The 21,177-nt window shown below is 74.0% G+C and carries 16 protein-coding genes and 2 pseudogenes; 7 read left to right on the top strand and 11 right to left on the bottom strand.

The window, feature by feature from the left end; genetic code table 11:
• Positions 1–143: 143 nt before the first annotated feature.
• Positions 144–656: a GNAT family N-acetyltransferase gene (locus tag ADK52_RS38845; RefSeq protein ID WP_053694573.1), complete on the top strand. Its 513-nt coding sequence runs from the start codon at positions 144–146 to the stop codon at positions 654–656.
• On the opposite strand, the gene ADK52_RS38840 is transcribed toward ADK52_RS38845, so the two are convergent.
• A complete protein-coding gene (locus tag ADK52_RS38840) occupies positions 646–2,052 on the bottom strand; it encodes a M14 family zinc carboxypeptidase (protein ID WP_063784064.1) in 1,407 nt (468 codons plus the stop codon). The two genes, ADK52_RS38845 and ADK52_RS38840, sit on opposite strands and share 11 nt — an antisense overlap.
• An 84-nt stretch (positions 2,053–2,136) precedes the next feature.
• Entirely contained in the window at positions 2,137–4,509 is a 2,373-nt protein-coding gene (gene treY / locus ADK52_RS38835) for a malto-oligosyltrehalose synthase (RefSeq protein ID WP_267887327.1), read from the bottom strand.
• Between the two features lie 124 nt (positions 4,510–4,633).
• On the opposite strand from treY, the gene ADK52_RS38830 reads away from it, so the two are divergent.
• The gene (locus ADK52_RS38830) at positions 4,634–5,980 is read left to right on the top strand and encodes an MFS transporter (protein WP_053694571.1); all 1,347 of its coding nucleotides are present in this window, start codon (positions 4,634–4,636) and stop codon (positions 5,978–5,980) included.
• Here ADK52_RS38830 and glgX read toward each other — a convergent pair.
• Complete coding sequence (gene glgX / locus ADK52_RS38825) at positions 5,965–8,079, bottom strand: glycogen debranching protein GlgX (RefSeq protein WP_053694570.1); 2,115 nt, start codon at positions 8,077–8,079, stop codon at positions 5,965–5,967. The genes ADK52_RS38830 and glgX overlap by 16 nt on opposite strands.
• Positions 8,080–8,385: 306 nt before the next feature.
• Here glgX and ADK52_RS38820 point away from each other — a divergent pair, with 306 nt between their 5' ends.
• Entirely contained in the window at positions 8,386–9,696 is a 1,311-nt protein-coding gene (locus ADK52_RS38820) for an SAV2148 family HEPN domain-containing protein (protein WP_053694569.1), read from the top strand.
• Positions 9,697–9,786: 90 nt separating this feature from the next.
• Positions 9,787–10,515: a 3'-5' exonuclease gene (locus ADK52_RS38815; RefSeq protein ID WP_053694572.1), complete on the top strand. Its 729-nt coding sequence runs from the start codon at positions 9,787–9,789 to the stop codon at positions 10,513–10,515.
• 22 nt (positions 10,516–10,537) lie between these two features.
• Here ADK52_RS38815 and ADK52_RS38810 read toward each other — a convergent pair whose 3' ends face one another.
• The 4 genes from ADK52_RS38810 to ADK52_RS38795 form a co-directional block, all read right to left on the bottom strand.
• Positions 10,538–12,076 (bottom strand): hypothetical protein, encoded by a 1,539-nt coding sequence (locus ADK52_RS38810; protein ID WP_053694568.1) that lies wholly within the window; start codon positions 12,074–12,076, stop codon positions 10,538–10,540.
• Positions 12,073–14,088, bottom strand: coding sequence for a hypothetical protein (locus ADK52_RS38805; RefSeq protein WP_159046136.1), 2,016 nt, complete (start codon positions 14,086–14,088; stop codon positions 12,073–12,075). The genes ADK52_RS38810 and ADK52_RS38805 overlap by 4 nt, the downstream gene beginning before the upstream one ends.
• A gap of 272 nt (positions 14,089–14,360) precedes the next feature.
• Positions 14,361–14,990, bottom strand: coding sequence for a hypothetical protein (locus ADK52_RS38800; protein ID WP_053694566.1), 630 nt, complete (start codon positions 14,988–14,990; stop codon positions 14,361–14,363).
• A 24-nt stretch (positions 14,991–15,014) separates the two neighbouring features.
• Positions 15,015–15,875, bottom strand: a complete 861-nt coding sequence (locus ADK52_RS38795; RefSeq protein ID WP_053694565.1) for a phosphotransferase enzyme family protein — start codon at positions 15,873–15,875, stop codon at positions 15,015–15,017.
• A gap of 72 nt (positions 15,876–15,947) precedes the next feature.
• Between ADK52_RS38795 and mgt the strand changes: the two are divergent.
• Together mgt and ADK52_RS38785 are read left to right on the top strand one after the other, a co-directional pair.
• Positions 15,948–17,251 (top strand): annotated as a pseudogene (mgt, locus tag ADK52_RS38790) (macrolide-inactivating glycosyltransferase).
• Entirely contained in the window at positions 17,248–17,799 is a 552-nt protein-coding gene (locus ADK52_RS38785; RefSeq protein ID WP_053694563.1) for a DUF1697 domain-containing protein, read from the top strand. The pseudogene mgt and the gene ADK52_RS38785 overlap by 4 nt, the downstream one beginning before the upstream one ends.
• A 2-nt stretch (positions 17,800–17,801) precedes the next feature.
• On the opposite strand, the gene ADK52_RS38780 is transcribed toward ADK52_RS38785, so the two are convergent.
• Positions 17,802–18,650 carry an aldo/keto reductase gene (locus ADK52_RS38780; RefSeq protein ID WP_053694562.1) on the bottom strand — a complete coding sequence of 283 codons (849 nt, stop codon included), beginning with the start codon at positions 18,648–18,650 and terminating at the stop codon, positions 17,802–17,804.
• 46 nt (positions 18,651–18,696) lie between these two features.
• Between ADK52_RS38780 and ADK52_RS38775 the strand changes: the two genes are divergently transcribed.
• Entirely contained in the window at positions 18,697–19,698 is a 1,002-nt protein-coding gene (locus ADK52_RS38775) for a ketopantoate reductase family protein (protein WP_053694561.1), read from the top strand.
• Between the two features lie 16 nt (positions 19,699–19,714).
• Here the strand turns inward: ADK52_RS38775 and ADK52_RS38770 are convergent, their stop codons facing one another.
• The 3 genes and pseudogenes from ADK52_RS38770 to ADK52_RS42030 form a co-directional block, all read right to left on the bottom strand.
• A complete protein-coding gene (locus ADK52_RS38770) occupies positions 19,715–20,152 on the bottom strand; it encodes a hypothetical protein (protein WP_063784065.1) in 438 nt (145 codons plus the stop codon).
• Positions 20,153–20,269: 117 nt separating this feature from the next.
• Positions 20,270–21,070, bottom strand: a complete 801-nt coding sequence (locus ADK52_RS38765) for a sirohydrochlorin chelatase (RefSeq protein ID WP_053694559.1) — start codon at positions 21,068–21,070, stop codon at positions 20,270–20,272.
• Positions 21,071–21,078: 8 nt separating this feature from the next.
• Positions 21,079–21,177: pseudogene (locus tag ADK52_RS42030) on the bottom strand (ABC transporter permease); the annotation flags it as partial.

Below are 21,177 nucleotides of genomic sequence, written 5' to 3'. Positions count from 1 at the left end.
TCGCCACCAGGTACGACAAGACCGCCCAGGCCTACCAAGCAGCCGTCACCCTCGCATCGCTCCTGATGTGGGCGTGACACTTTGACGACAACTCCTAGGGGGTGTCCGTCCCGCGGATCGTGCCGGGCCCGATGATGGTGCCCATGGAAGCTGAAGACCCCAAGGAACACCGGCCCGTCGTGCGCGCCGCGCGCCCCGAGGACCTGCCCCGCCTCGTCGAGCTCGTCCACGAGCACGTCGCGTACGAGAAGTCCGCGCCCCGGCCCCCGGACCTCGCCGACCGGCTCGGTCCTCAGCTGTTCGCGGACGGCGCCCGGCTGTGGGTGCTGCTGGCCGAGGCCCCGGACGGTTCGGTGGCCGGATACGCCGCCTGCTCGGCCGAGTTCGCGTTCTGGGACGCCCGGCACTACCTCCACATGGACTGCCTCTACCTCGCCGAGGAGGCCCGCGGCCACGGTCTCGGCGCGGCCCTGATGGGCGGGGTGGCGGACCTCGCCCGCGAGCTCGGCCTCGACCAGGTGCAGTGGCAGACCCCGGACTGGAACGAGGGCGCGATCCGCTTCTACGACCGGCTCGGCGCCACCGGCTCGCCCAAGCGCCGCTACGCCCTGTCCGTACCGCCGCCCGGGAAGCCGGCGGCCGCCGCTAGGCACTGACCGCCCCGCCGGGTTCGCCCAGCCGGTCGGCGCCGTCCGGTCCACCCGGTCCGTCGGCTCCGTCCGGTCCGTCGAGTCCCTCCGTCACGAGCCGCTCGTACGCCGCCAGGACCGTGCGGCTCTGGTGCTCGACCTGGGTGGCCACCGGGATCCGGCGCGCCCGGAACCGGGCGGCGAACTCCTCGCACCAGCCGGTGACGAGCCGGTCCAGCCCCGGGGCGGCCGGGTGGTCCTGGGTCCGGAGCACCCGCAGCAGCATCGCGGCGGCGCGCAGCGACAGCCGCCGCCCGAAGGCGTCGATGCTGCCGATCGAGGCCGCCGTGGCCTCGGCGGGGGCCCCGCCGCCCGTCCACTCCACGGTGATGTGGGGGATCAGCGCGAGCGTCCAGTCCACGGCGCGCAGCAGCGCGGCGGAGTCGGAGTCCGCAGTGGAATCCGCGCCGGGGCCCGCGCCAGAGTCCGTGCCGGAGTCCGTGCCCGGCTCCGGCGGCCCCTGCACCCGGTCCCGTACGCGGGCCACCAGCGCGGCGTCCGCGGTGAGCCGCCCCGCCAGGATCCGCAGGGCGCCGCGCGGATCCGGGTGCGGGGCGGGGTCGTCCACCAGGTCCGAGGCCCACATGGGGACTTCGACGATGGCCGTGGTGCCCGAGTACCGGTGGGCGTGGTACCAGGTGCTGAGCCGGGTGTCCTCCGGGTGGAACGACCCGCCCGCGTCGGCCCCGGGCTGTGGCATCACGAAGATCCCGGGCCCGGGGGAGGGCCAGCCGGCCGCGTCCGAGGCCCCGGTCTCCACCGGGATCCGCAGCTCGGCGGCCGATTTGGCGAACGGTTCCGCGAGGCCGGGTATGTCCCGGGTGAGCTGCACCCAGGAGCCGCCGAGGTCGGTGCCGTGCAGGGAGACCTGGAGCACGGGCCGCAGTTCGTCGATGAGGGCGGTCAGGGCCAGGGTCTCGGGCGGCAGCCGGTCCGGAGGCAGTAAAGACGGCGCCCACTCCGGCTGTTCCGGACCGGGGGGCCGGAAGAAGTTCCGGTGGTAGTCGAGCAGGGAGCGGGGGCGGGGCGTGCGGTGCAGGGCCGCCCCGTCGGGATCGGCGCAGAGCAGGAAGTGCCAGCCGCGCCCGGCGCGGAGCGCCGGCTCGTGGAGGACGCGACGGGCGAGGTCGAGCGCGGTGGCACCGCCGACGGGCTCGTTGGCGTGGGCCCCGGCGACGACGAGCACGCCCGCGCCCCGCGGGCGGCCGCTCGGCTCGACGGAGAGCAGCCACAGGGGCAGGCCGCCCCGGGAGGTGCCGGCCTGACGGAGCCGGACCGGGCCGGGGTGCTCGTCCGCCAGTGCGCGGGCGGCCAGCGCGAGTTCGGATGGTGTGGGGTAGCACATCTCACGGAGGAGGGTCACGTCTCATGCAATGCCCGCCGCGCACGCCCCCTACTGCTCTGCGCGCCCCACACTTCCCGGAAACCCCTGGCCAACGCCTTGCCGCTAGACCCCCGCCCCGGCTCCCGGCCCGGCTCCCGGCCCGGCTCCCGCCCCGGCTCCCGCCCCGGCTCCCGGCGCCGGGCCCGGCCCGCCCTCGCGCAGCAGCAGGGCGACCGGCCGGTCCGCGAACAGCTGCGCGAGCCGAACCCCGCCCTCGTACGAGGACCCCCCGTCCAGCAGCGCCGTCCAGCGCCCCGGCGGGAGGGCCAGGGCGGTGTCCCGCCAGCCCCCGGCCCCGGCCAGCCGGTGCGAGAGCCGGGTGGCCGCCGCGACGAGCCCGGCCGGGCGGGCGAAGGCCAGACAGTGATCCGCCGCCGGGCCGTGGGCCGCCAGGGGGGTGTACCCGGTGAACAGCTCGGGCCGGTCACGCCGCAGCCGCAGCAGGGCGGCCGTCAGCGCGAGCTTCTCCTCCGCCTGCCCCTGCGGTACGGCCCCCGCGTCCAGCCGGGCCAGGACCTCGCGCGGGAACCGGGCCGGGCGCCGGTTGTCCGGATCGACGAGGGCCCGGTACTCCGTCTCCGCGCCCTGGTAGACCTCCGGGACCCCGGGCATCGCCAGGTGCAGCAGCGCCATGCCGAGCAGGTTCGCCCGGGCCGCCTCGGCCAGCCCGGCGGGCAGTTCCGGGTCCGGTGCGCATGCCGCGACGGCGGCCTCGTACGCCGGGTCCTGGTCGGTCCAGCTGGTGTGCAGGGCGGCCTCGCGGACGGCCTTGAGGAGCGCCTGTCCGAGGCGCTCGGCGGCCTCGGGGGCGTCCCCGAGGCCGAGCGCCGTCTGCCGGGCCACCCAGGCCAGCTGGGGATCGGGCCCGGCGGGCCGGCCCATCGCCCCGGGGTCCTGGGAGAGCGCGGAGATCCGGGCCCGGACGTCCGCGCTCCGCTTGGTGTCGTGCGTGGACAGCACCGTCCCGGAGCGGGGCCAGTCCCGGTCGAGCCCGGCGCAGTACGCGTGGAACTCGGCGGGCGGGAGCGCCGGTTGCCCCGGATCACCGCCGACCTCCGTGGCCGACAGCAGCGGGGCGTGCCGGTAGAAGGCCCGGTCCTCCAGCGATTTGGCCCGCAGCGCGGCCGAGGTCTGGGCGAAGCGTGCCGCGAAGGCCGGATCGCGCAGGACGAGGTCCCGTACGCCGGCCACCGCGCCCGGACCGGCCGGCGCGGCGGCCTCCGCCAGGGCCTGCCGGTCGAGCTCCGGTTCCCCGGGGTAGGGCCGGTACACCGGATACGCGATCAGCAACTCCCTTACACCCAGCGCCAGTTCCGGTCCGGCGGCCCGTTCCAGCGCCGCCAGTTCGGCTGCCAGATCGCCGGTCAGCACCTCCCGCGCGCACGCCCGGGCCGTCTGCTCCCAGTCCCCGCTCCCGGTGAACTCCGCGTACCGGCGTCCCAGTTCCGCTGCCCCCGCCGGGTCGGTGAACACCCCGTCCACCCGGTGCAGGGCGTCGTACCCGGTGGTCCCCGCCACCGGCCAGCCGGGCGGCAGCCGTTCGTGGCGGGCCAGGATCTTCTCCACCACCACCCAGCAGCCCCCGCCCACGGCCGCCCGCAGCCGGCGCAGGTACCCCTCCGGGTCCGCCAGCCCGTCCACGTGGTCGATCCGCAGCCCCCCGGCCACCCCGTCCCGTACCAGCTCCAGCACCTTCGCGTGCGTCGCGGCGAACACCTCCGGGTCCTCCACCCGGACCCCGATCAGCTCGGAAATGGTGAAGAACCGGCGGTAGTTGAGCTCGGTGCGGGCCGCCCGCCACCAGGCCGGCCGGTACCACTGCGCGGCCAGCAGCTCCGGCATCGCCAGCCCCGCCGTCCCCTCCCGCAGCGGGAACTCCAGCTCCCCGTGCCGCAGCACCGCGCGGTCCCGGTCGACCGTGAACGCGTCCGGCCCGGGCGGCTCCGGGAGCACCGGCAGCAGCACCTGGCCGCCGCCCGCCTCCCAGTCGATGTCGAACCAGCCCGCGTACGGGGACCCGGGCCCCTCCCGCAGCACCTCCCACAGGGGCCCGTTCAGTCGCAGCGGGGACGGCACCGCCATGTGGTTCGGGACGATGTCCAGCACCAGGCCGAGCCCGTGCCCCCGGGCGGCCGCGGCCAGAGCGCGCAGCCCCGGCTCGCCGCCGAGCTCGGCCCGTACCCGGGTGTGGTCCGTGACGTCGTACCCGTGCGCCGAGCCGGGGACCGCCTCCAGTACCGGCGAGAGGTGCAGGTGGGACACCCCGAGCGAGGCGAGGTAGGGTACGGCCGCCTCGGCCGCCGCGAAGGGGAACTCCGGCCGCAATTGAAGCCGGTACGTCGAACTCGGGGCCGGAGCCGGGGCCGGACTCGGCGTCGGCGTCGGCGTCGGGTCCGGCGTCGGGGCCGTGGATGACGCCGGAGTGACGGCTGTCAGAACATCAGATTCCGTTTGGATGCGCGCAGACGGCTGGCTCATGAGAACGTACGTACCCACCTTCCCGGATTCCGTGCCATTACCCAATGCATCCGGGTGACTGCACCGGGTTAGCGTTGATCAAGTGGCCGGAACCGTCAACACCTATCGAAGAGTCATCGCCCTGACCGGGCCCCTCCTCCCGCTCCTCTCCTTCCTCGCGCGACTGCCCGTCGCGATGTCCCAATTCGGGAGCGTGCTGCTGGTCGCCGAGACCAGCGGCTCGCTCGCCACCGCCGGCATCGTCGGCGGCACCCTCTCCGCCGGACAGGTGGTCTTCGGGCCCGTCCTGGGCCGGCTCGCCGACCGGTACGGACAGCGGCCCGTGGTGCTGGCCGCCGCCGCGGTCAACGCGGTCGCCACCGCGGCGCTGGTCGCCGGGGCCCTCGGCGGTCTCGCGACCGCCCCGCTCGCCGCGATCGGCGCCGTCACCGGGGCGTCCGTACCGCTGATCGGGCCGCTCGCCCGGACCCGGTCCGTGGCCCTCGCCCACCGCGCCCGGGCCGACGAGGGCGTGGTGGGCGCCGTCCACTCGCTCGAAGGCACGCTGGACGAGGTCTCCTTCGTGTTCGGGCCGGCCCTCGTCGGACTCGCCGCGCTCGTCGCGCACCCCGCGATCGCCCTCGGCGGGGCCGCCGCCCTCGTGGCCGTCTTCGCCACAGCCTTCGCCCTGCACCCGACCGCCGCCGTCACGGCCGGGGCCGGCCCGAAGGCCGGTGCCGGTGCCGGTGCCGGTGCCGGCACCCGCGCCGATGCGGGCCCGCGTCCCGCCCGGCACCCGCGCGTCGTGTACGCCGTACGGGGCTCCCTGCTCCTCCAGGGCGCCATGTTCGGCGCCTGCCAGGCCGGAATCGCCGCCCTTACCGCTCGTCTGGGCGTCCCCGGCCAGGCGGGCATCGTGTACGCCGCGATGGGCGTCGTCAGCGCCGCCGTGGGCCTCGCCCTCGGCGCGCTGCCCGCCCGCATCGGGCTGCGGGTGCGCTGGCGGGCGGCCACCGCCGCCGCGCTGGTGTTCTCCGTACCGCTGCTCTTCACCGAGGCCCTGTGGCCGCTGTACGCGGTCGTCACGGTGCTCGGGGCCGCGTACGCCCCGCACCTGATCACCGCCTTCGCGCTCACCGAGCGGGTCGTGGAGCCGGCCCGGCTCGCCGAGGCGACGGCCTTCGCCGCCAGCTCGCTCGTGGCCGGGCAGGCCGCCGCGCTCGCCGCCTCCGGGCGGCTCGCCGAGTGGTACGGGCCCGCCGGGGCCTTCGCGGTCGCCGTCGGGGCGGCCGCGCTGTCCCTCCTCCTCGCCCTCGTCACCCGGGTGCCGGCCGCCCGGGCACACCCCGGCGCGCCGAAGGTGTTCATCCCGGCGCAGCAGACGGCCTCCCCGGAGGCGGCGGGCGCGCCGGAGGGCGCCGCGCCCGGCTCCTCCTACGCCGGGCGCTGAAGCACCACCAGGCACCGCCCCGTCAGCGCCACCCGGTCCCCGGCCGCGAACTGCGGTCCGGTGCCGGGTGGCAGCACGTCCGGCCGCGCCGTGTCCACGACGAGCCGCCACTGCGCGCCGTGCCCGGCCGGGATCGTGAACTCCTGAGGATCGGCGCCCGCGTTGAACATCAGGAGGAACGAGTCGTCGGTGATGCGCTCCCCGCGCGAGCCGGGCTCGGAGATCGCCTCCCCGTTGAGGAACACCGTCAGCGAGCGCGCGTGCTGCGCCTGCCAGTCGCGGGCCCGCATCGGCTCTCCGTGCGGGGTGAACCAGGCGATGTCGGAGAGGTCGTCGTTGGTCCCCTCCACCGGCCGGCCGTGGAAGAACCGGCGCCGCCGGAACACCGGGTGGTCGCGCCGCAGCCACACCATCCGCCGGGTGAACTCCAGCAGGGCGGGCGCCGGTTTGCCCGGCTCCGGCCAGTTCACCCAGGACAGCTCGTTGTCCTGGCAGTACGCGTTGTTGTTGCCGCCCTGCGTGCGGGCGAACTCGTCGCCGTGGCTGAGCATCGGCACGCCCTGCGAAAGCATCAGCGTGGCCGTGAAGTTGCGCATCTGGCGCTCGCGCAGCTCCAGCACCTCCGGATCCTCCGTGGGACCCTCCACCCCGCAGTTCCAGGACCGGTTGTGGGTCTCCCCGTCCCGATTGCCCTCGCGGTTCGCCTCGTTGTGCTTCTCGTCGTACGAGACGAGGTCGTGCAGCGTGAAACCGTCGTGGCAGGTGGTGAAGTTGATCGAGGCCAGCGGGCGGCGCCCGTCGTCCTGGTAGAGGTCCGAGGAGCCGGTCAGCCGTCCCGCGAACTCCGCGAGCGTGCGCGGCTGCCCGCGCCACAAGTCCCGCACGGTGTCCCGGTACTTGCCGTTCCACTCGGTCCACAGGGGCGGGAAGTTGCCCACCTGGTAGCCGCCCTCGCCCAGGTCCCAGGGCTCCGCGATCAGCTTCACCTGGCTCACCACCGGATCCTGCTGGACCAGGTCGAAGAACGAGGACAGCCGGTCCACCTCGTGGAACTGCCGGGCGAGGGTGGCGGCGAGGTCGAAGCGGAAGCCGTCCACGTGCATCTCGGTGACCCAGTAGCGCAGCGAGTCCATGATCAGCTGGAGCACGTGCGGGGAGCGCATCAGCAGCGAGTTCCCCGTCCCCGTGGTGTCCATGTAGTGCCGGGGATCGTCCGTGAGCCGGTAGTACGAGGAGTTGTCGAGCCCGCGGAACGAGAGGGTCGGGCCCAGGTGGTTGCCCTCGGCGGTGTGGTTGTAGACCACGTCGAGGATGACCTCGATCCCCGCCTCGTGCAGGGCCCGTACCGCCGACTTGAACTCCAGCACCTGCTGGCCGCGGTCACCGGAGGCGTAGCCGTTGTGCGGGGCGAAGAAGCCGATCGTGTTGTAGCCCCAGTAGTTGCTGAGCCCGTCGTCGACCAGCCGGTGGTCGTTGACGTACTGGTGTACGGGCATCAGCTCCAGCGCCGTCACCCCCAGCTTGGTGAGGTGCCCGATGACCGCCGGATGGGCGAGGGCCCCGTACGTCCCGCGCAACTCCTCGGGCAGATCGGGATGGCGCATGGTCAGACCCTTGACGTGGGCCTCGTACAGCACGGTGTGGTGGTACTCGTGGCGCGGCGGGCGGTCGTTGGCCCAGTCGAAGTACGGATTCACCACGACCGAACTCATCGTGTGCGGCGCCGAGTCGAGGTCGTTGCGCGAATCGGGCCGGCCGAAGTGGTAGCCGTACACCTCCTCGCCCCAGTCGACGCCGCCCGCGATGGCCCGCGCGTACGGGTCCAGCAGCAGCTTGGCCGCGTTGCAGCGCTGCCCGCGCTCGGGCTCGTACGGGCCGTGCACGCGGAAGCCGTAGCGCTGCCCGGGCATCACCCCGGGCAGGTAGGCGTGGCGTACGAAGGCGTCGGTCTCGCGCAGTTCGACCGCCGTCTCCGAGCCGTCCTCGTGGAGCAGGCACAGCTCGATGCGTCGGGCGGCCTCCGAATAGACCGCGAAATTGGTGCCGGCGCCGTCGTACGTGGCGCCGAGCGGATACGCCTGTCCCGGCCAGACCTGCATGGATACGGCTCTTCCCCTCTTCCCCCGACTCGCGGGCTGATGTATCGGTGCCGATCCGGCGTGGACCGCGTCTGTCCCAGATCTTCCCCGAAAGTGGGCCCGCACGCGGGGACTTGGGATGCTCCTACCGGGTGACCCGGAGAGCTGATATGCGGGTCAGCGGACTATGCGGGCATCCGATAATGGGTCAACGGACCACCCCGGTACGGCCCGACGGACCGCATCGGGCTGCATCGGGAGCCGAGCTCGGAGTACCCTTCCGTGATCACTGGAGACGGGCGTCCAGACGCAGAAGGCGGTGCACGGGTGAGCTCGGGAGGTCTGGAGCTGCCCCCTGGTGACAACGGTCACGAGGGCGGCCCGGCGGACGCCCCAGGAGGTGCACCCGGTGGTGCGCCCGGCGGGGTCTCCGGCGGGGTGTCGGGCGGGGCGCCCACGGGGGTGCCGGCCGGTGCGGTGTCGCTGGCCCCGACGGCGGCCGGGAGCGTGCGGGCCGGGGCCGAGCTGGACTGGGGTGCGGACGCGTGGAGCGAGGTCCGCACCCGCGCGCAGCGGGCCGGCCGCGCGTACATCTGGCTGAACCTGATCGAACAGCGGCTGCGCGCCGTCGTCGGCGCGGTGCTGCGGCCGATCTACGAGCCCGTGCACGGCGGGGACGACTGGGTGGTCGCGGCCGCCGGGCCCGCCGGGCAGGAGTGGGTGCAGCGGGCCGTCGCGGTCCGCGAGGTCAGCCGCCGCAAGGGCTACCTCCTGGACCCGGCCGACGACAACGTGCTGAGCTTCCTGACGCTCCCGCAGCTGCGGGAGCTCATGGTCCAGCACTGGCCGTGCTTCGAGCCGTACTTCGACGACCGGCGGGAGATCGAGCTGGCGCTCGACGAGCTGGAGGTCACCCGCAACGTGGTCTCCCGCAACCGGGCCCTGTCGCGGGCGGTGCTGGAGCAGGCGGAGCGGGCCTCGGCGCGGCTGCTGGAGGTGCTGGGCGGCGGCGCGGGCTCCCCGGCGGCGGACCGGCTGCCGATCGACGCGGTCGAGGACCTGGTCGGCGACCGGTACGCGGACGTCATCTCGGTCCACCCGGACCGGGTGCGGCTGCAGCGGCAGCTCCCGGCGGAGGACCTGTTCGGGGGCGCGCGGCGGCTCGACGCCATCGGCATAGGGCTCAACCTGCTGGTGCAGAACTTCTCGGGCCGAAGACTCGTGCGCCTGACGGAGGCCGGCTGCCGGGTCCGGCTGCTGTTCCTGAACCCGGCCAGCAGCGCGGTGAAGCGGCGCGAGCGGGAGCTGGGCCTGCGCAAGGGCGAGCTGAGCCGCTCGGTGGAGATGAACATCCTGCACGTGCGGCGGGTGCGGGCGGGGCTGCGGGATCCCTCGCGGTTCGAGATCCACGTCTTCGACGAGACGCCCCGTTTCACCGCCTACCTGGTGGAGGGGGAGAACTCGGGCATCGCGGTGGTGCAGTCCTACCTGCGCAGGGCGCGCGGGATGGAGGCTCCGGTACTGGTCCTGCGGGGCGGCGGGACCCGCGGTCCGGCGCGGGACGCGGAGCACGGGCTGTTCCCGACGTACCGCGAGGAATTCGAGTCGATCTGGGAGGACTCCCGCCCGGTGTCCTGACTGTCAGTGCCCCGTGGCAGGCTGAAAGTCATTGACCGAAGGCGTACGGGGAGCACGGGGGAGGGACACGGGGTGGAGGACCGGCACGGCATGGGGGACTGGCACGGCGGTGTGCTGATCGGATTCGACCTGGAGACGACCGGCACGGAGCCGGGGGAGTCGCGGATCGTGACGGCGGCGGTCGTCGAGGTACGGGCGGGCGAGGTGCGCGACCGGCGCGGCTGGCTCGCCGATCCCGGGATACCGATCCCGGAGGGGGCCTCGGCGATCCACGGGATCAGCACGGAGCGGGCGGTGGCGGAAGGCCGCCCGGCGCGGGAGGTCGCGGACGAGGTGGCGCGGTCGCTCGTGGAGCACTGGCGCCGGGGCGCGGTGGTCGTCGCGTACAACGCGGCCTTCGACCTGACCCTGCTGACGGCCGAGCTGGCCCGGCACGGGCTGCCCTCGCTGGCCGAGCGGCTGGGAGGCGGGCGGGAGACCGGGCCGGTGGTGGACCCGCTGACCATCGACCGGGCCGTGGACCGCTACCGGCGTGGCAAGCGGACGCTGGAGGCGGTGTGCGGGGTGTACGGGGTCACCCTGGACTCCGCGCACGACGCGGGCGCCGACGCGCTGGCCGCGGTGCAGGTGGCCCGGGCGATAGCCGCCCGCCACCCGGAGGTGGCGGCGCTCACCCCGGCCGCCCTCCACGCCCGCCAGGGCACCTGGCACGAACGCTGGGCCCGGGACTTCCAGTCCTACCTGCGCCGCCAGGGCACCCCGGACGCGGTGATCGACACGGCGTGGCCGCTGCGCGGCCTGCTGCCGGCCCCGGCCTGAGGGCCGAGGCCGGCGTCCGGCCTCAGTTGGGGATGGAGCAGTTGGCGTCGGGGGCGCGGCCGGCGGGCCAGGCGATGCCGTCGAAGACCGCGGTCTTGGTGGCCGGGTCGAGGTGGACCATGGAAATGGTCTTGTTGTACGGGTTGCCGTACTGGTCCAGGCAGATCCAGCCGCTGGCTCCCTCGACCCGGTTGTTGCCGTGCAGCCGCAGCCAGCTGTCGGCGACCTCGGAGAGAGAGGGCATCTTCACGCTGCCCACCGTGTCGTTGCGGATGCCCGCGACAGCGGTGGAGACCGCGTCGTAGGTGATGATGACGCGGCCGTCGGAGAGGTCGGCCGGGCCGATCGAGCCCGGCTCCTTGGTCGCGAACTTCTGGACCAGGTCGGACAGCTCCTTCAGCGCGGCCTTGGAGCCGCCGGTCGCCGCCGTGCTGCTCTCCCCCCAGGCGCCGGGGTGGGCCAGGGCCGCGTACCGCAGGGTGATGCCCGCGCCCTTGGTGAGGGAGTCCCACTGGCCGGCGAACTTCTCGTCGACCGTCAGGGTGGAGGCGTGCGAGCCGCTGATGACGGTGTAGTGCTTGTTGCAGGTCCGGCCGCCCAGCTCGACGAGGAACTGGCGCAGTTGCACCGGACGGCCGGCGAAGTAGACGGTCTTCGCGGCGGAGGCGCAGATGTCCGGCACCATCTGGTGGAAGTCGTTGGCGAGGTTGGCCTCGTCGTTGAAGTCGGGCGGTGACCGGAAGGTCTCCGGGGCGTTGGGCGCTCCCTTGGCGAGCTTCTCGAAGGTCTGGCGCAGGCTGGTCAGGTAGTTGTCGCCCTCGCGGATGTCCTCGACCACCAGTGTCTCTTCGGGCTTGATGTCCGATCCGTACGACGCGAGGGCGTTGGCCTGGTCGGTGTTGCCGGGGGCGACCCGGGCGAGCCCCGGGTAGCGGTGCGGGTCGGCCGCGGTGTTCTTGATGTCGTCCGCGGTCATGGGACCCGCGACGACCGGAATGCCCTTGTCCCGGGTGAGGTAGCGCACGGCTTCCTCGGTCTCGGTGATGCTGATGTTGATGCCGGCGACGGCCCGCAGGTTCTGCTTCCCGTCGGCCGCGGCCCGCGCCAGCTGGTCGGCGACCGTACGCCACTCCTTGTAGCCCCGGCCGGGGTTGGCGAGCACCAGCCGGATGGGCGGCTGCTTGTTGTTGGCCTGGTGGTTCGCGCGGTACTGGGCCAGATAGGCGCCCTGGACCTGCTCGACGTACTCCCGCCGCTCGGCGGGGGCGTCGGAGATCATGGGGATCATCAGGGCGATGGTGGCCGGGGACTTGCCGGCGACGCTGTCGTTCTCCGCCTTGATGCGCTCGGTGACCTGCTTCAGCGACGGGTCGAAGACGTAGCTGCCGTCGGTGATGCCGACACACTCGTGCCGGTCGCCGCGCTCCGCCACGCCGGGGGCGCAGGCCGGGTCATCGGCGAACAACCGGTCGTAGACGAGGTAGCCGCCGACTCCCAGGACGACCGAGAGGGCGACGATCAGCAGGGCGCGGTTCAACGGTCCGGCGGGCCAGAGTGTCACGGGCGGCTCTCTCCGTAGGCGGGCAGGTCGGGTGCCTGGATCCAGTGGTTCAGGAGGTTCGGCCACTCCTCGAACGCCCGGTAGAAGACCTCCTGGGGGCCGACGGGGCTGTTCTGGGCCAGGGTGAGCAGCTGGAGCCTGACGCTGTTGATCTTCTGCTGGTCGGGGGGCGCGAGCGGATGCGACTGCAGCCACAGGTCGAGCACGAGGCGCTCCACGGCCTGGCGCACGGGGTCGTTCGCGGCCGCGTGGGGGTCGGGCCCGGCCGGGGCGACCGGTGGGTGCGGCGCGGCGCAGACCAGGTTGAGGGCGGCGAGCCACCCGGGCGCGTCCTGCCCGGCCAGGCGGCGGTGCAGGGCGCGGACGACGAGGTCGCTCTCGCCGATCGCGAGCGAGTGGTGCAGGTAGCGGGCATCGTGCGGCTCGGCGGCGTCCGTGGGGTACAGGAGGCGCAGCCGCCGGTGTCTGCCCGTCCACTCCCCGGCCCCGGGCGGTCCTCCGCTGCGGCTGCGGAGGTCGTGCACGAGCAGGGCCCGCAGGGTGGGATCACCGACGAAGGGGCCGCCGGTACCCGGCCAGCGGCCCGGGCCCCAACCGTCCTGCCGCAACAGGCTCCTGGTCTCCGCCACGGGCACGACGGCGGCCCCCTCCACGGGGTTTCCGTCAGGGCGACGCGGCACGTAGTCGGTGTTCAGCGCGTGGGCGGCCGTGTCGTCGAGAGCCGGGGTGTAGTGGGCGAGTCGTGCCCGGGTCTCCCCGCCCGGGGTCAGGAGCCGGAGCAGCCGTTCGTACACGGGCAGCGTCGGCTCGTCGGCGAGCGGCAGGTCGAGCAGCGTGCCGTGCTCGAAGGGCTCCGGCGAGCCGATCCTGCGTTCGGCGGCACGGACCAGGGGGTGGGCGATCCCGGCGCGTCCGGAGCTGAGCCGGTGGATCATGTGGGCGGCTTCGGGCTCCGCCCGGCTCCCTCCGAGCATCTCCTTGACCTCGTCGAGGTCGAGCTGTGCCAGCGGCAGCCTCAGCACCCAGCCGGCCGCCGTCGGCGGCCGGTCCTGCCGCCAGAACGGTCCGGCCGCGCTCCTCGTCGACGGGGCGACGCCCTCGCGGTCGGGCCCGGCCGGCTCCTGGGCGAGGGCGGTCACGACGACGCCGGGACGCGTTCTCGCGGGCTCCTCGTGCCAGACGCCGGTCAGCGCGTCCAGGACCGTCCGGCCCAGCGGAGTGTGGCAGTTGTCCAGGAGCAGCAGCGGGCGCGGCACCCGGTTCTTCAGGCGCACCCAGGTGTACTGGTCCGCTATGTCCTCCAGGAGGGCGGCCACCAAGTGCTGCTCCGCGTCCCGCCGGTCGTCCTCGTCGCCGCGGAAGCACATGGCGAGCTCGGTCAACTGGGCGTACCCGTCGCCCTGGGGGCCGACCCGCCGCCCCGTCCACCAGCTCAGACCGTGCTTGTTGGCACGGGGGCCGAACAGTTCGGTGGTCACGATGTCGATGAGCGGCGCCACCATCTCGCCCACCCCGGGACCCATCCCCGCCGCGGCGGCCGCGGTGACCTGGCCGATCCAGCCCGCCACCCGCTGGTTGCGCTCCTGGAGGTCGGGCTGGCTCTCGCGGAGCAGCCCCGCGAGGAGGCGGCGGGCGGCCGCCAGCTCGGCCGGCTGGACGGTCCCGGACTGCCAGCTGGTGACCGCGAGCAGTCCCTGGGTGAGCCGCGGGAAGGACGGCTTCCAGCCGAACTCGTTCGGCTTCCGGCTCAACCGGTCCATCAGGTAGAAGAGCAGGTCGGAGGTGCGCGAGGCGTTCGCCGTGGTCGCGTCGGCCGAGGAGGCCAGCCCGGGCTGGCCGAAGTCCGCCGCGCCGAGGTCCGCGTACGCCTGCGGCAGGCGCTGCGCGTACCGGTGCGATAACTCCCTCAGGAGCGCGGTCTTGCCGCTGAGCCGCCCGCCGCCGCACTCGACCAGCAGCGGACTGCCGCCCGGTATCCGCAGCCGGGCGGTGCCGCGGGACTCAAGTCCCACCAATGAAGGCACGACGGTATCGAGCACCGCCGCCCGTCCGTACAACGTCACGTGACCCCCCAGCCGTTCGGCTCGCACCACCGCCGTGATGGATGGAGAGTAAGGGGGCGACCGCATAGCGCCACAGGTATATGACGAATCCTCACCTCTCGGTTACGCATTCGTGACGCACGGTGGAGGGAACGCCTCATTGGCCCCTTGTGTCGCCCCTTCGGACCCGCCGGCCCCCTCAGGCGCAGGAGGAACCCCCTGCTGCGGCGGGAAGGCGCCCCCTAGGGCCACTCCTCGCGGTACTCGACGTGCAGGTCGCGGTCGGTGGGATCGCAGTTCACGGACCGGCAGTAGTGCCTGCCCCCGTGGTTGTACGCCCGGCCCGGACCCTCGCGCGCGAGCGTCGCGAACTCCGCGGCCGCCTCCCGGAAGGTCCGGGTGCTGCCGGTCATGAACAGCGTCTCGCTGTGGATCTCCTGGTGGAACCGGTCCCGGTTCTCCCGGTGGTGACGGTCGGACACCACGGGCTCCGCGTCGGGGGCCGGGACGGGCAGGTCCACGGTGCGCGGCCGTCCGCGGCCGAGCCGGCCGCGCAGCTCCTTCCACCGGGACGGGGCGAACTGCAGGGAGTGGTGCAGCAGGACCAGGTCGAGCGGGCGCTGCACGCCCGTGGCCCTGCCCGGCCCGTCCTTCGCGTTGGCCCGGATCGGCAGGTGGACCAGCGACCTCGGCGAGGTGGCGGCGAGGGCCCACAACCCTGCCGTGACGTGCGCGGCTTCCCGGTCGAACCAGCCGTTCAGGTACCAGGGGTCGTCGACGAGCACGGCGTGTGCCGGGGGCCGGGCCGGGCGGATGACTTTGAACTCCACCGCGCCCAGACGGGCGGTGTGGAGCGTGGTGTGCAGTCTCATGTGCGTTCGTTGGTACAGGACGGCCTAGAACGCGTGCCAGCGGGTTTCCGGGTCGGCGTCGCGCAGGGAGGTGACGCGGCGGCGGAACTCGGTCAGGGCCTTCGGGTTGGTCGGGGCGTGTTGGGCCACCCAGGCGCAGCTGGCCGTTTCGCGGGCGCCGCGCAGTACCGCGCAGCCCTCCCAGTCGCGTACGTCCCAGCCGTACGCCGTCGCGAAGGCCTCGTACGACTGCGCCGGCAGGCCGTACCGGTCGCGGGAGAGGGCCATCACCACCAGGTCGTGCTCGCGCAGATCGGCCGAGACGGTCTCCAGGTCCACGAGGACCGGGCCGTCCGGGCCCACGTGGACGTTGCGGGGCAGGGCGTCGCCGTGGATCGGGCCCGGCGGCAGGTGCGGGGTCAGCGCGGCCACCTCGCCGGCGTACGCGTCGCGCCGGGCCCGCAGGTACGCGGCGTCGGCCGGGTCGACGGCCCCGCCGGCCAGCCGGAGCCAGCGCTCGACCCCGCCCAGCAGGTCCCGCGCGGGCAGCGCGAACGGCGCCGCCGGGAGGGCGTGGATCTGGCGCAGCAGGGCCGCCAGGTCTTCGGGGCCGGCCGGGCGGACCGGGTCCGGGAGGCGGTGCCACACCGTCACCGGGTGCCCCGCCACCAGCCGCGCCTTCGGCTCGGCCGCGCGGACCGCCGGGACCCCGGCCTGTTCGAGCCAGCCCGCCACGGCGAGTTCCCGCTCGGCCCGCTCCAGCAGCGCCGCCTCCCGGCCGACCTTCACCACCAGCTCGCCGGCCGCGAACACCGCGTTCTCGCCCAGCGCCAGCAGTGCGGGCGGCCCCGCCTCCCCTGTCAGGCCCGCCGCCGTCAGTACGTCCCTGGCCTGCGCCTCGTCCATGCCGTGTCTCTCCGGATCCGGATCTTCGTGGATCCGCCCAGTCTCGCACCCCGGCCCGTGCCTGGCCGGAAAATCGCGTTGCACGAGACGTATCGTCTCGTTACGCTCGATGCATGACCTCCGCCAAGCCCGCACACATCGCCATGTTCTCCATCGCCGCCCACGGGCACGTGAACCCGAGCATCGAAGTGATCCGGGAACTCGTCGCCCGCGGCCACCGCGTCAGCTATGCCATCCCCGCCCCCTTCGCCGAGAAGATCGCGGAGACCGGCGCCACTCCGGTGATCTGGAACTCCACCCTCCCCACCGACGACGAGCCCGAAGCGTGGGGCACCGAGCTCATCGACAACATCGAGCCGTTCCTGAACGACGCCATCCAGGCCCTGCCGCAGCTCGTGGCCGCCTTCGAGGGCGACGAACCCGACCTCGTCCTCCACGACATCACCTCCTACCCGGCGCGCATCCTCGCCCACCGCTGGGGCGTTCCCGCCGTCTCCCTCTCCCCGAACCTGGTCGCCTGGACCGGGTACGAGGAGGAGGTCGGCGAGCCGATGGCGGCCGGACTGCGCGCCTCCGAGCGCGGGCGGGCGTACTACGCCCGCTTCCGCGCCTGGCTCGACGAGAACGGCATCGAAGAGGACAGTGACTCCTTCGCCGGCCGGCCGCGCCGCAGCATCGTGCTCATCCCGCGCGTCCTCCAGCCGCACGCCGACCGCGTCGACGGGTCCGTTCACACCTTCGTCGGCGCCTGCCAGGGCGACCGCAGTACCACCCAGGGCAGCTGGGAGCGACCGGCCGCGGCCGCCGGGAAGAAGGTGCTGCTGGTCTCCCTCGGCTCCACCTTCACCAAGCAGCCCGCCTTCTACCGCGCCTGCGTCGAGGCCTTCGGCGACCTCCCCGACTGGCACGTCGTCCTCCAGATCGGCAAGTTCACCGACGAGGCCGAGCTCGGCGCCGTCCCCGCCAACGTGGAGGTCCACCGCTGGGTGCCCCAGCTGGACATCCTGCGCCAGGCCGACGCCTTCATCACCCACGCGGGAGCCGGCGGCAGTCAGGAGGGCCTCGCCACCGGCACCCCGATGGTCGCCGTCCCGCAGGCCGTCGACCAGTTCGGCAACGCCGACGTGCTCCAGGGCCTCGGCGTGGCCCGGCACCTCCCCATGGAGGAGGCCGACGCCCGCACCCTGCGGGAGGCCGTCCTCGCACTCGTCGAGGACCCCGAGGTCGCCGCCCGCGCCGAGGCGATCCGCGCGGACATGGCCACCGAGGGCGGTACGCGACGGGCGGCCGACCTCATCGAGGCCGAACTGGCCGAACCGGCCGGACCGGCCGAACCGACCGGACTGTCGGTGCCGCGTCCTATCGTTCGGTCATGACCACGAAGAAGTACGCGGCCCTGCTGCGCGGAATCAATGTCGGCGGGGCCAAGAAGGTCCCCATGGCCGAGCTGCGCGAGGTCCTGACGGGCCTCGGCCTCACCGAAGTGCAGACGTACCTCCAGAGCGGCAACGCCGTCTTCACGAGCCCGGAGAAGGACCCGGCCGTCCTGGCCCGCGCGCTGGAGCGGGCCATCGAGGCCCGCTTCGGCTTCGCCGTGGCCTGCCTGGTGGTCGACGGCGAGTACCTGCGCGCCGTCGCCGAGGCCTGCCCCTTCCCGGCCGCCGAGCTGGAGGGCAAGCAGCTGCACGCCACCTTCCTGTCCGCGCAGCCCGGCGAGGAGCGGTTCGCCGCGATCGACGGGCCCGCGTACCTCCCGGAGGAGTACCGGATCGGTGACCGGGTGGTCTACCTCTACGCCCCGGAGGGCCTGGGCCGCTCCAAACTGGGCGAGGTGCTCCACAGGCCCGCCGTCTTCAAGGGCATCGACGCGACGACCCGCAACTGGAACACCGTCGTCAAGCTCGTCGAGCTCACGGCCGGCTGACGCTACCCGCCGAGCGCGTCGAGGACCGCCAGCTCCCGCGGCGTCAGACGGACGGTCACCGCGTCCAGGTTCTCGGCCAGGTGCGCCAGGGACCCCGTCCCCGGCGTGGGGCACAGCACCGGCGAGCGGTGCAGGAGCCAGGCCAGCGCGATCTGCCCCGGCCCCGCCCGGTGCCCGGCGGCCACGGCCGTCACCGCGGCCGCGCTCTCGCGCGTCAGGGCCCCACTGCCCAGGGGGTAGTACGGGAGGAACGCGATCCCCCGCGCCTCGCACAGCGCGAGCACCTCCGCCGAGGAGCGGTCCATCAGGTGGTACGGGTTCTGCACGGCGGCGACCGGGACGATCTCCAGCGCCTGCCGCAGCTGTTCGGCGGTCACCGTGTCCAGGCCGATGTGCCGGATCTTGCCCTCGGCCCGCAACCCCGCCAGCGCGCCCAGCTGTTCCGCCACCGGAACCGCCGGATCGAAGCGGTGCAGCTGGTAGAGGCCGATGCTCTCGACCCGCAGCCGCCGCAGGCTCGCCTCGCACATCGCCCGCAGCTGCTCGGGCCGCCCCGCGACGTGCCACCGGTCGGGGCCGGTGCGCACCACCCCGCCCTTCGTCGCCACGACGAGCCGCTCCCCGTACGGGTGCAGGGCCTCGGCGATCAGCTCCTCGGCCAGGTCGGGGCCGTAGTTGTCGGCGGTGTCGATGAGCGTGACACCGCGCTCGACGGCGGTGAGCAGCAGGGCCCGGGCCTCGGCGCGGCTGCCGCGCGGGCCCCAGTAGCCGGGTCCGACCAGGCCGCCCGTGCCGAGGCCGAGCCGCCCTACGGGGAGTTCCCCGCCGAGAAGGAACACGTCGTCCACCATGCCCCCGACGGTAACGCAGGGCCCCGGATGTGCCAGGCTCCTGGCCATGCGTTACATCATCATCGGCGCCGGGGCGATCGGCGCGACCATCGGCGGACGGCTGACCGGGGCGGGCGCCGAGGTGGTCCTCGTCGCGCGCGGCGCGCACGCGCAGGCCCTCACGGCGGACGGGCTGCGGCTCACCACGGCGGACGGGGCCCGGGTGCACCGGCTCCCCGTGGTCACGGGACCGGCGGAACTCGGCGAACTGCGGCCCGACGACGTCCTGTTGCTGACCGTGAAGACCCAGGACGCGATCGCCGCCCTCGACGCGTGGGGCGACGCGGAGGTGGCCGGCGGCGGTACGGCGGCGCAGCGCCTTCCGGTGCTGTGCGCCCAGAACGGGGTGGAGAGCGAGCGGCTGGCGCTGCGCCGCTTCGCCCGCGTGTACGGGGTCTGCGTCTGGCTGCCCGCCACCTTCCTGGAGCCGGGCGCGGTCTCCGCACTGTGCGCGCCGCTGACGGGCATCCTGCACATCGGGCTCGCGGCCGGGGGCGCGGACGCGCGGGCCCGGCGGATCGCGGCCGACCTGGAGAAGTCAGGCTTCGAGGCGCCGGTCGTCGAGGACGTCATGCGGTGGAAGTACGCGAAGCTGCTGGGGAACCTGGGCAACGCGGTCCAGGCGACGACGGGCCCCGAGCCGCATCCGGCGAAGACGGCCCTGCTGGTGCGCGCGCAGCGGGAGGGGCGGGCGGCGCTCGGGGCGGCGGGGATCGCGTACGCCTCCGACGCGGAACAGACGGCGGCCCGTGACGGCAAGGTCGACCAGCCGCCCGGTGTGCGCGGCGGCTCCTCCTGGCAGTCCCTGCGCCGGGGCACCGGCTCCATCGAGGCGGACTACCTCAACGGCGAGATCTCCCTGCTGGGCCGCCTCCACGGGGTCCCGACCCCGGTGAACGACACCCTCCGCCACGCGGCGAACGTCTTCGCCCGCGAAGGCCTTCCGCCGGGCGCGATGTCGATCGAGGACCTGACGGCCCTGGCCGACGAGGCGGCGGCCAGGGCCTGAACCGGACCGGGCCGGGTCAGAACGTGCGGTCGCTGCGCCAGGTCGCCTGGCTGGACGGGTTGTTCATGTCGTAGGTGGTGCCGGAGAGCCGGCGGTCCGGGCCGAGGGAGCCCGTGTAGCGGCCCTTGGGTCCGTGGTTCCACTGGACGACGAAGTAGATGTCGTTCCCGTTGACGGATCCCTCCTGCACGGTCCCCACCGTGTTCCCGGACGATGTCGATCCGTAGAGGTTCCCGCTGCCGTCCTGCCGCAGGTCCACCCGCACGGTGGCGTTGCTCTGGTAGATGGTCCAGACCCCGCCGGCGTTGAACGCCGCCGCCCGGGCCTCCCGCACCGTACCCGGCGCACGGGTGGGGGCGGCGGCGTTCGCGGGGGCGGTGAGCCCCGCCCCCGCGAAGGACAGGATCAGGGCGGCGACGGACGTGGTGAGGAGCTTGCGCGTACGGCGTGACATGGACATCAGCCCTCCAGGGGCGGCCAGGACGATCGATCCCGTGGGTGATGCACGGAACCTCGCGGCTGGACTACCCGTGATCACCGGACCCGAGCCCTGGATTCACTCGAACGGGGATCAGGCCGCGGCGAGGAGGGGCACGCCGCGCGGCGCCGTGTCGTAGCGGCGCAGGAGCAGGCGGGCCAGTTCGGGGGCCGCGCCCAGGACACCGGCCACCAGGTCCGCCCCGGCGGTTTCCGCGCCCGCCGCGATACGGTCCGGCAGGCGTCCGGGGGCGATGACGTACGGGGCCACCGCCACCCGGCGGACGCCCTCGGCGCGCAGGGCCCGTACGGCGTCCTCCGTACGGGGCAGGCAGGCGGAGGCGAACGCAGGCCGCACGGCGCACCAACCGGTGTGCCGCCACTCCCGCGCGATTTCAGCGATCACTGCGATCGCCTCCGGGTCGGAGGAACCGGCGGACGCGAGCACCACACCGGTGGTGGCGCGGTCCGCCGGGGTGAGACCCGCTTCCGCGAGGCGGCGCTCCAGGGCGCCGACCAGCAGCGGGGACGGGCCGAGGACGTCCGCGATCCGGACCGAGAGGTCCGGCAGGCGGGACGTGGCCTCGGCCAGCACCGCGGGTATGTCGGACTTCGCGTGGAACGCCCGGGTCAGGAGCAGGGGGAGCGCCACGATCTCCCGTACGCCGGACCGGTACAGGGCGGAGGTCACCTGCGCCACGGTCGGGGTGTCGAAGTCCAGGAAGGCCGTCTCCACCCGCAGCCCCGGCCGCAGCGCCCGCGCCCGCCGGGTGAGGGCGTGCACGGTCGCGGCGTGCCGCGGGTCGCGGCTGCCGTGGGCGATCACCAGCAGGGCGGGCGCGCCGGCGGGACCGGTGACGGGGCCGGCGCCGGTGGCGCGGAACACGGAACGCATGGCGCGACTCAGCCCTTGACCAGCAGGCCGCGGGTGCGCAGGACCCAGCGTTCGACGGGGCTGAAGATGAGGAGGTCGATGGCGATGCCGACGACGAGGATGAGGAT

The sequence above is a fragment of the Streptomyces sp. WM6372 genome (assembly GCF_001279655.1).
Taxonomy (GTDB): Bacteria; Actinomycetota; Actinomycetes; order Streptomycetales; family Streptomycetaceae; genus Streptomyces.
The sequence above is the reverse complement of the archived record's forward strand: the minus strand, read 5'-3'. Positions and strand labels throughout refer to the sequence as shown.

What these genes read in the sequence shown, in the direction of transcription:
- ADK52_RS38765 (WP_053694559.1), bottom strand. Translation starts at nt 21,070, where the DNA reads ATGCGTTCCGTGTTCCGCGCCACCGGCGCCGGCCCCGTCACCGGTCCC.
- ADK52_RS38815 (WP_053694572.1), top strand. Translation starts at nt 9,787, where the DNA reads ATGGGGGACTGGCACGGCGGTGTGCTGATCGGATTCGACCTGGAGACG.
- ADK52_RS38775 (WP_053694561.1), top strand. Translation starts at nt 18,697, where the DNA reads ATGCGTTACATCATCATCGGCGCCGGGGCGATCGGCGCGACCATCGGC.
- ADK52_RS38795 (WP_053694565.1), bottom strand. Translation starts at nt 15,875, where the DNA reads ATGGACGAGGCGCAGGCCAGGGACGTACTGACGGCGGCGGGCCTGACA.
- ADK52_RS38770 (WP_063784065.1), bottom strand. Translation starts at nt 20,152, where the DNA reads ATGTCACGCCGTACGCGCAAGCTCCTCACCACGTCCGTCGCCGCCCTG.
- ADK52_RS38800 (WP_053694566.1), bottom strand. Translation starts at nt 14,990, where the DNA reads ATGAGACTGCACACCACGCTCCACACCGCCCGTCTGGGCGCGGTGGAG.
- ADK52_RS38845 (WP_053694573.1), top strand. Translation starts at nt 144, where the DNA reads ATGGAAGCTGAAGACCCCAAGGAACACCGGCCCGTCGTGCGCGCCGCG.
- ADK52_RS38785 (WP_053694563.1), top strand. Translation starts at nt 17,248, where the DNA reads ATGACCACGAAGAAGTACGCGGCCCTGCTGCGCGGAATCAATGTCGGC.
- glgX (WP_053694570.1), bottom strand. Translation starts at nt 8,079, where the DNA reads ATGCAGGTCTGGCCGGGACAGGCGTATCCGCTCGGCGCCACGTACGAC.
- ADK52_RS38780 (WP_053694562.1), bottom strand. Translation starts at nt 18,650, where the DNA reads ATGGTGGACGACGTGTTCCTTCTCGGCGGGGAACTCCCCGTAGGGCGG.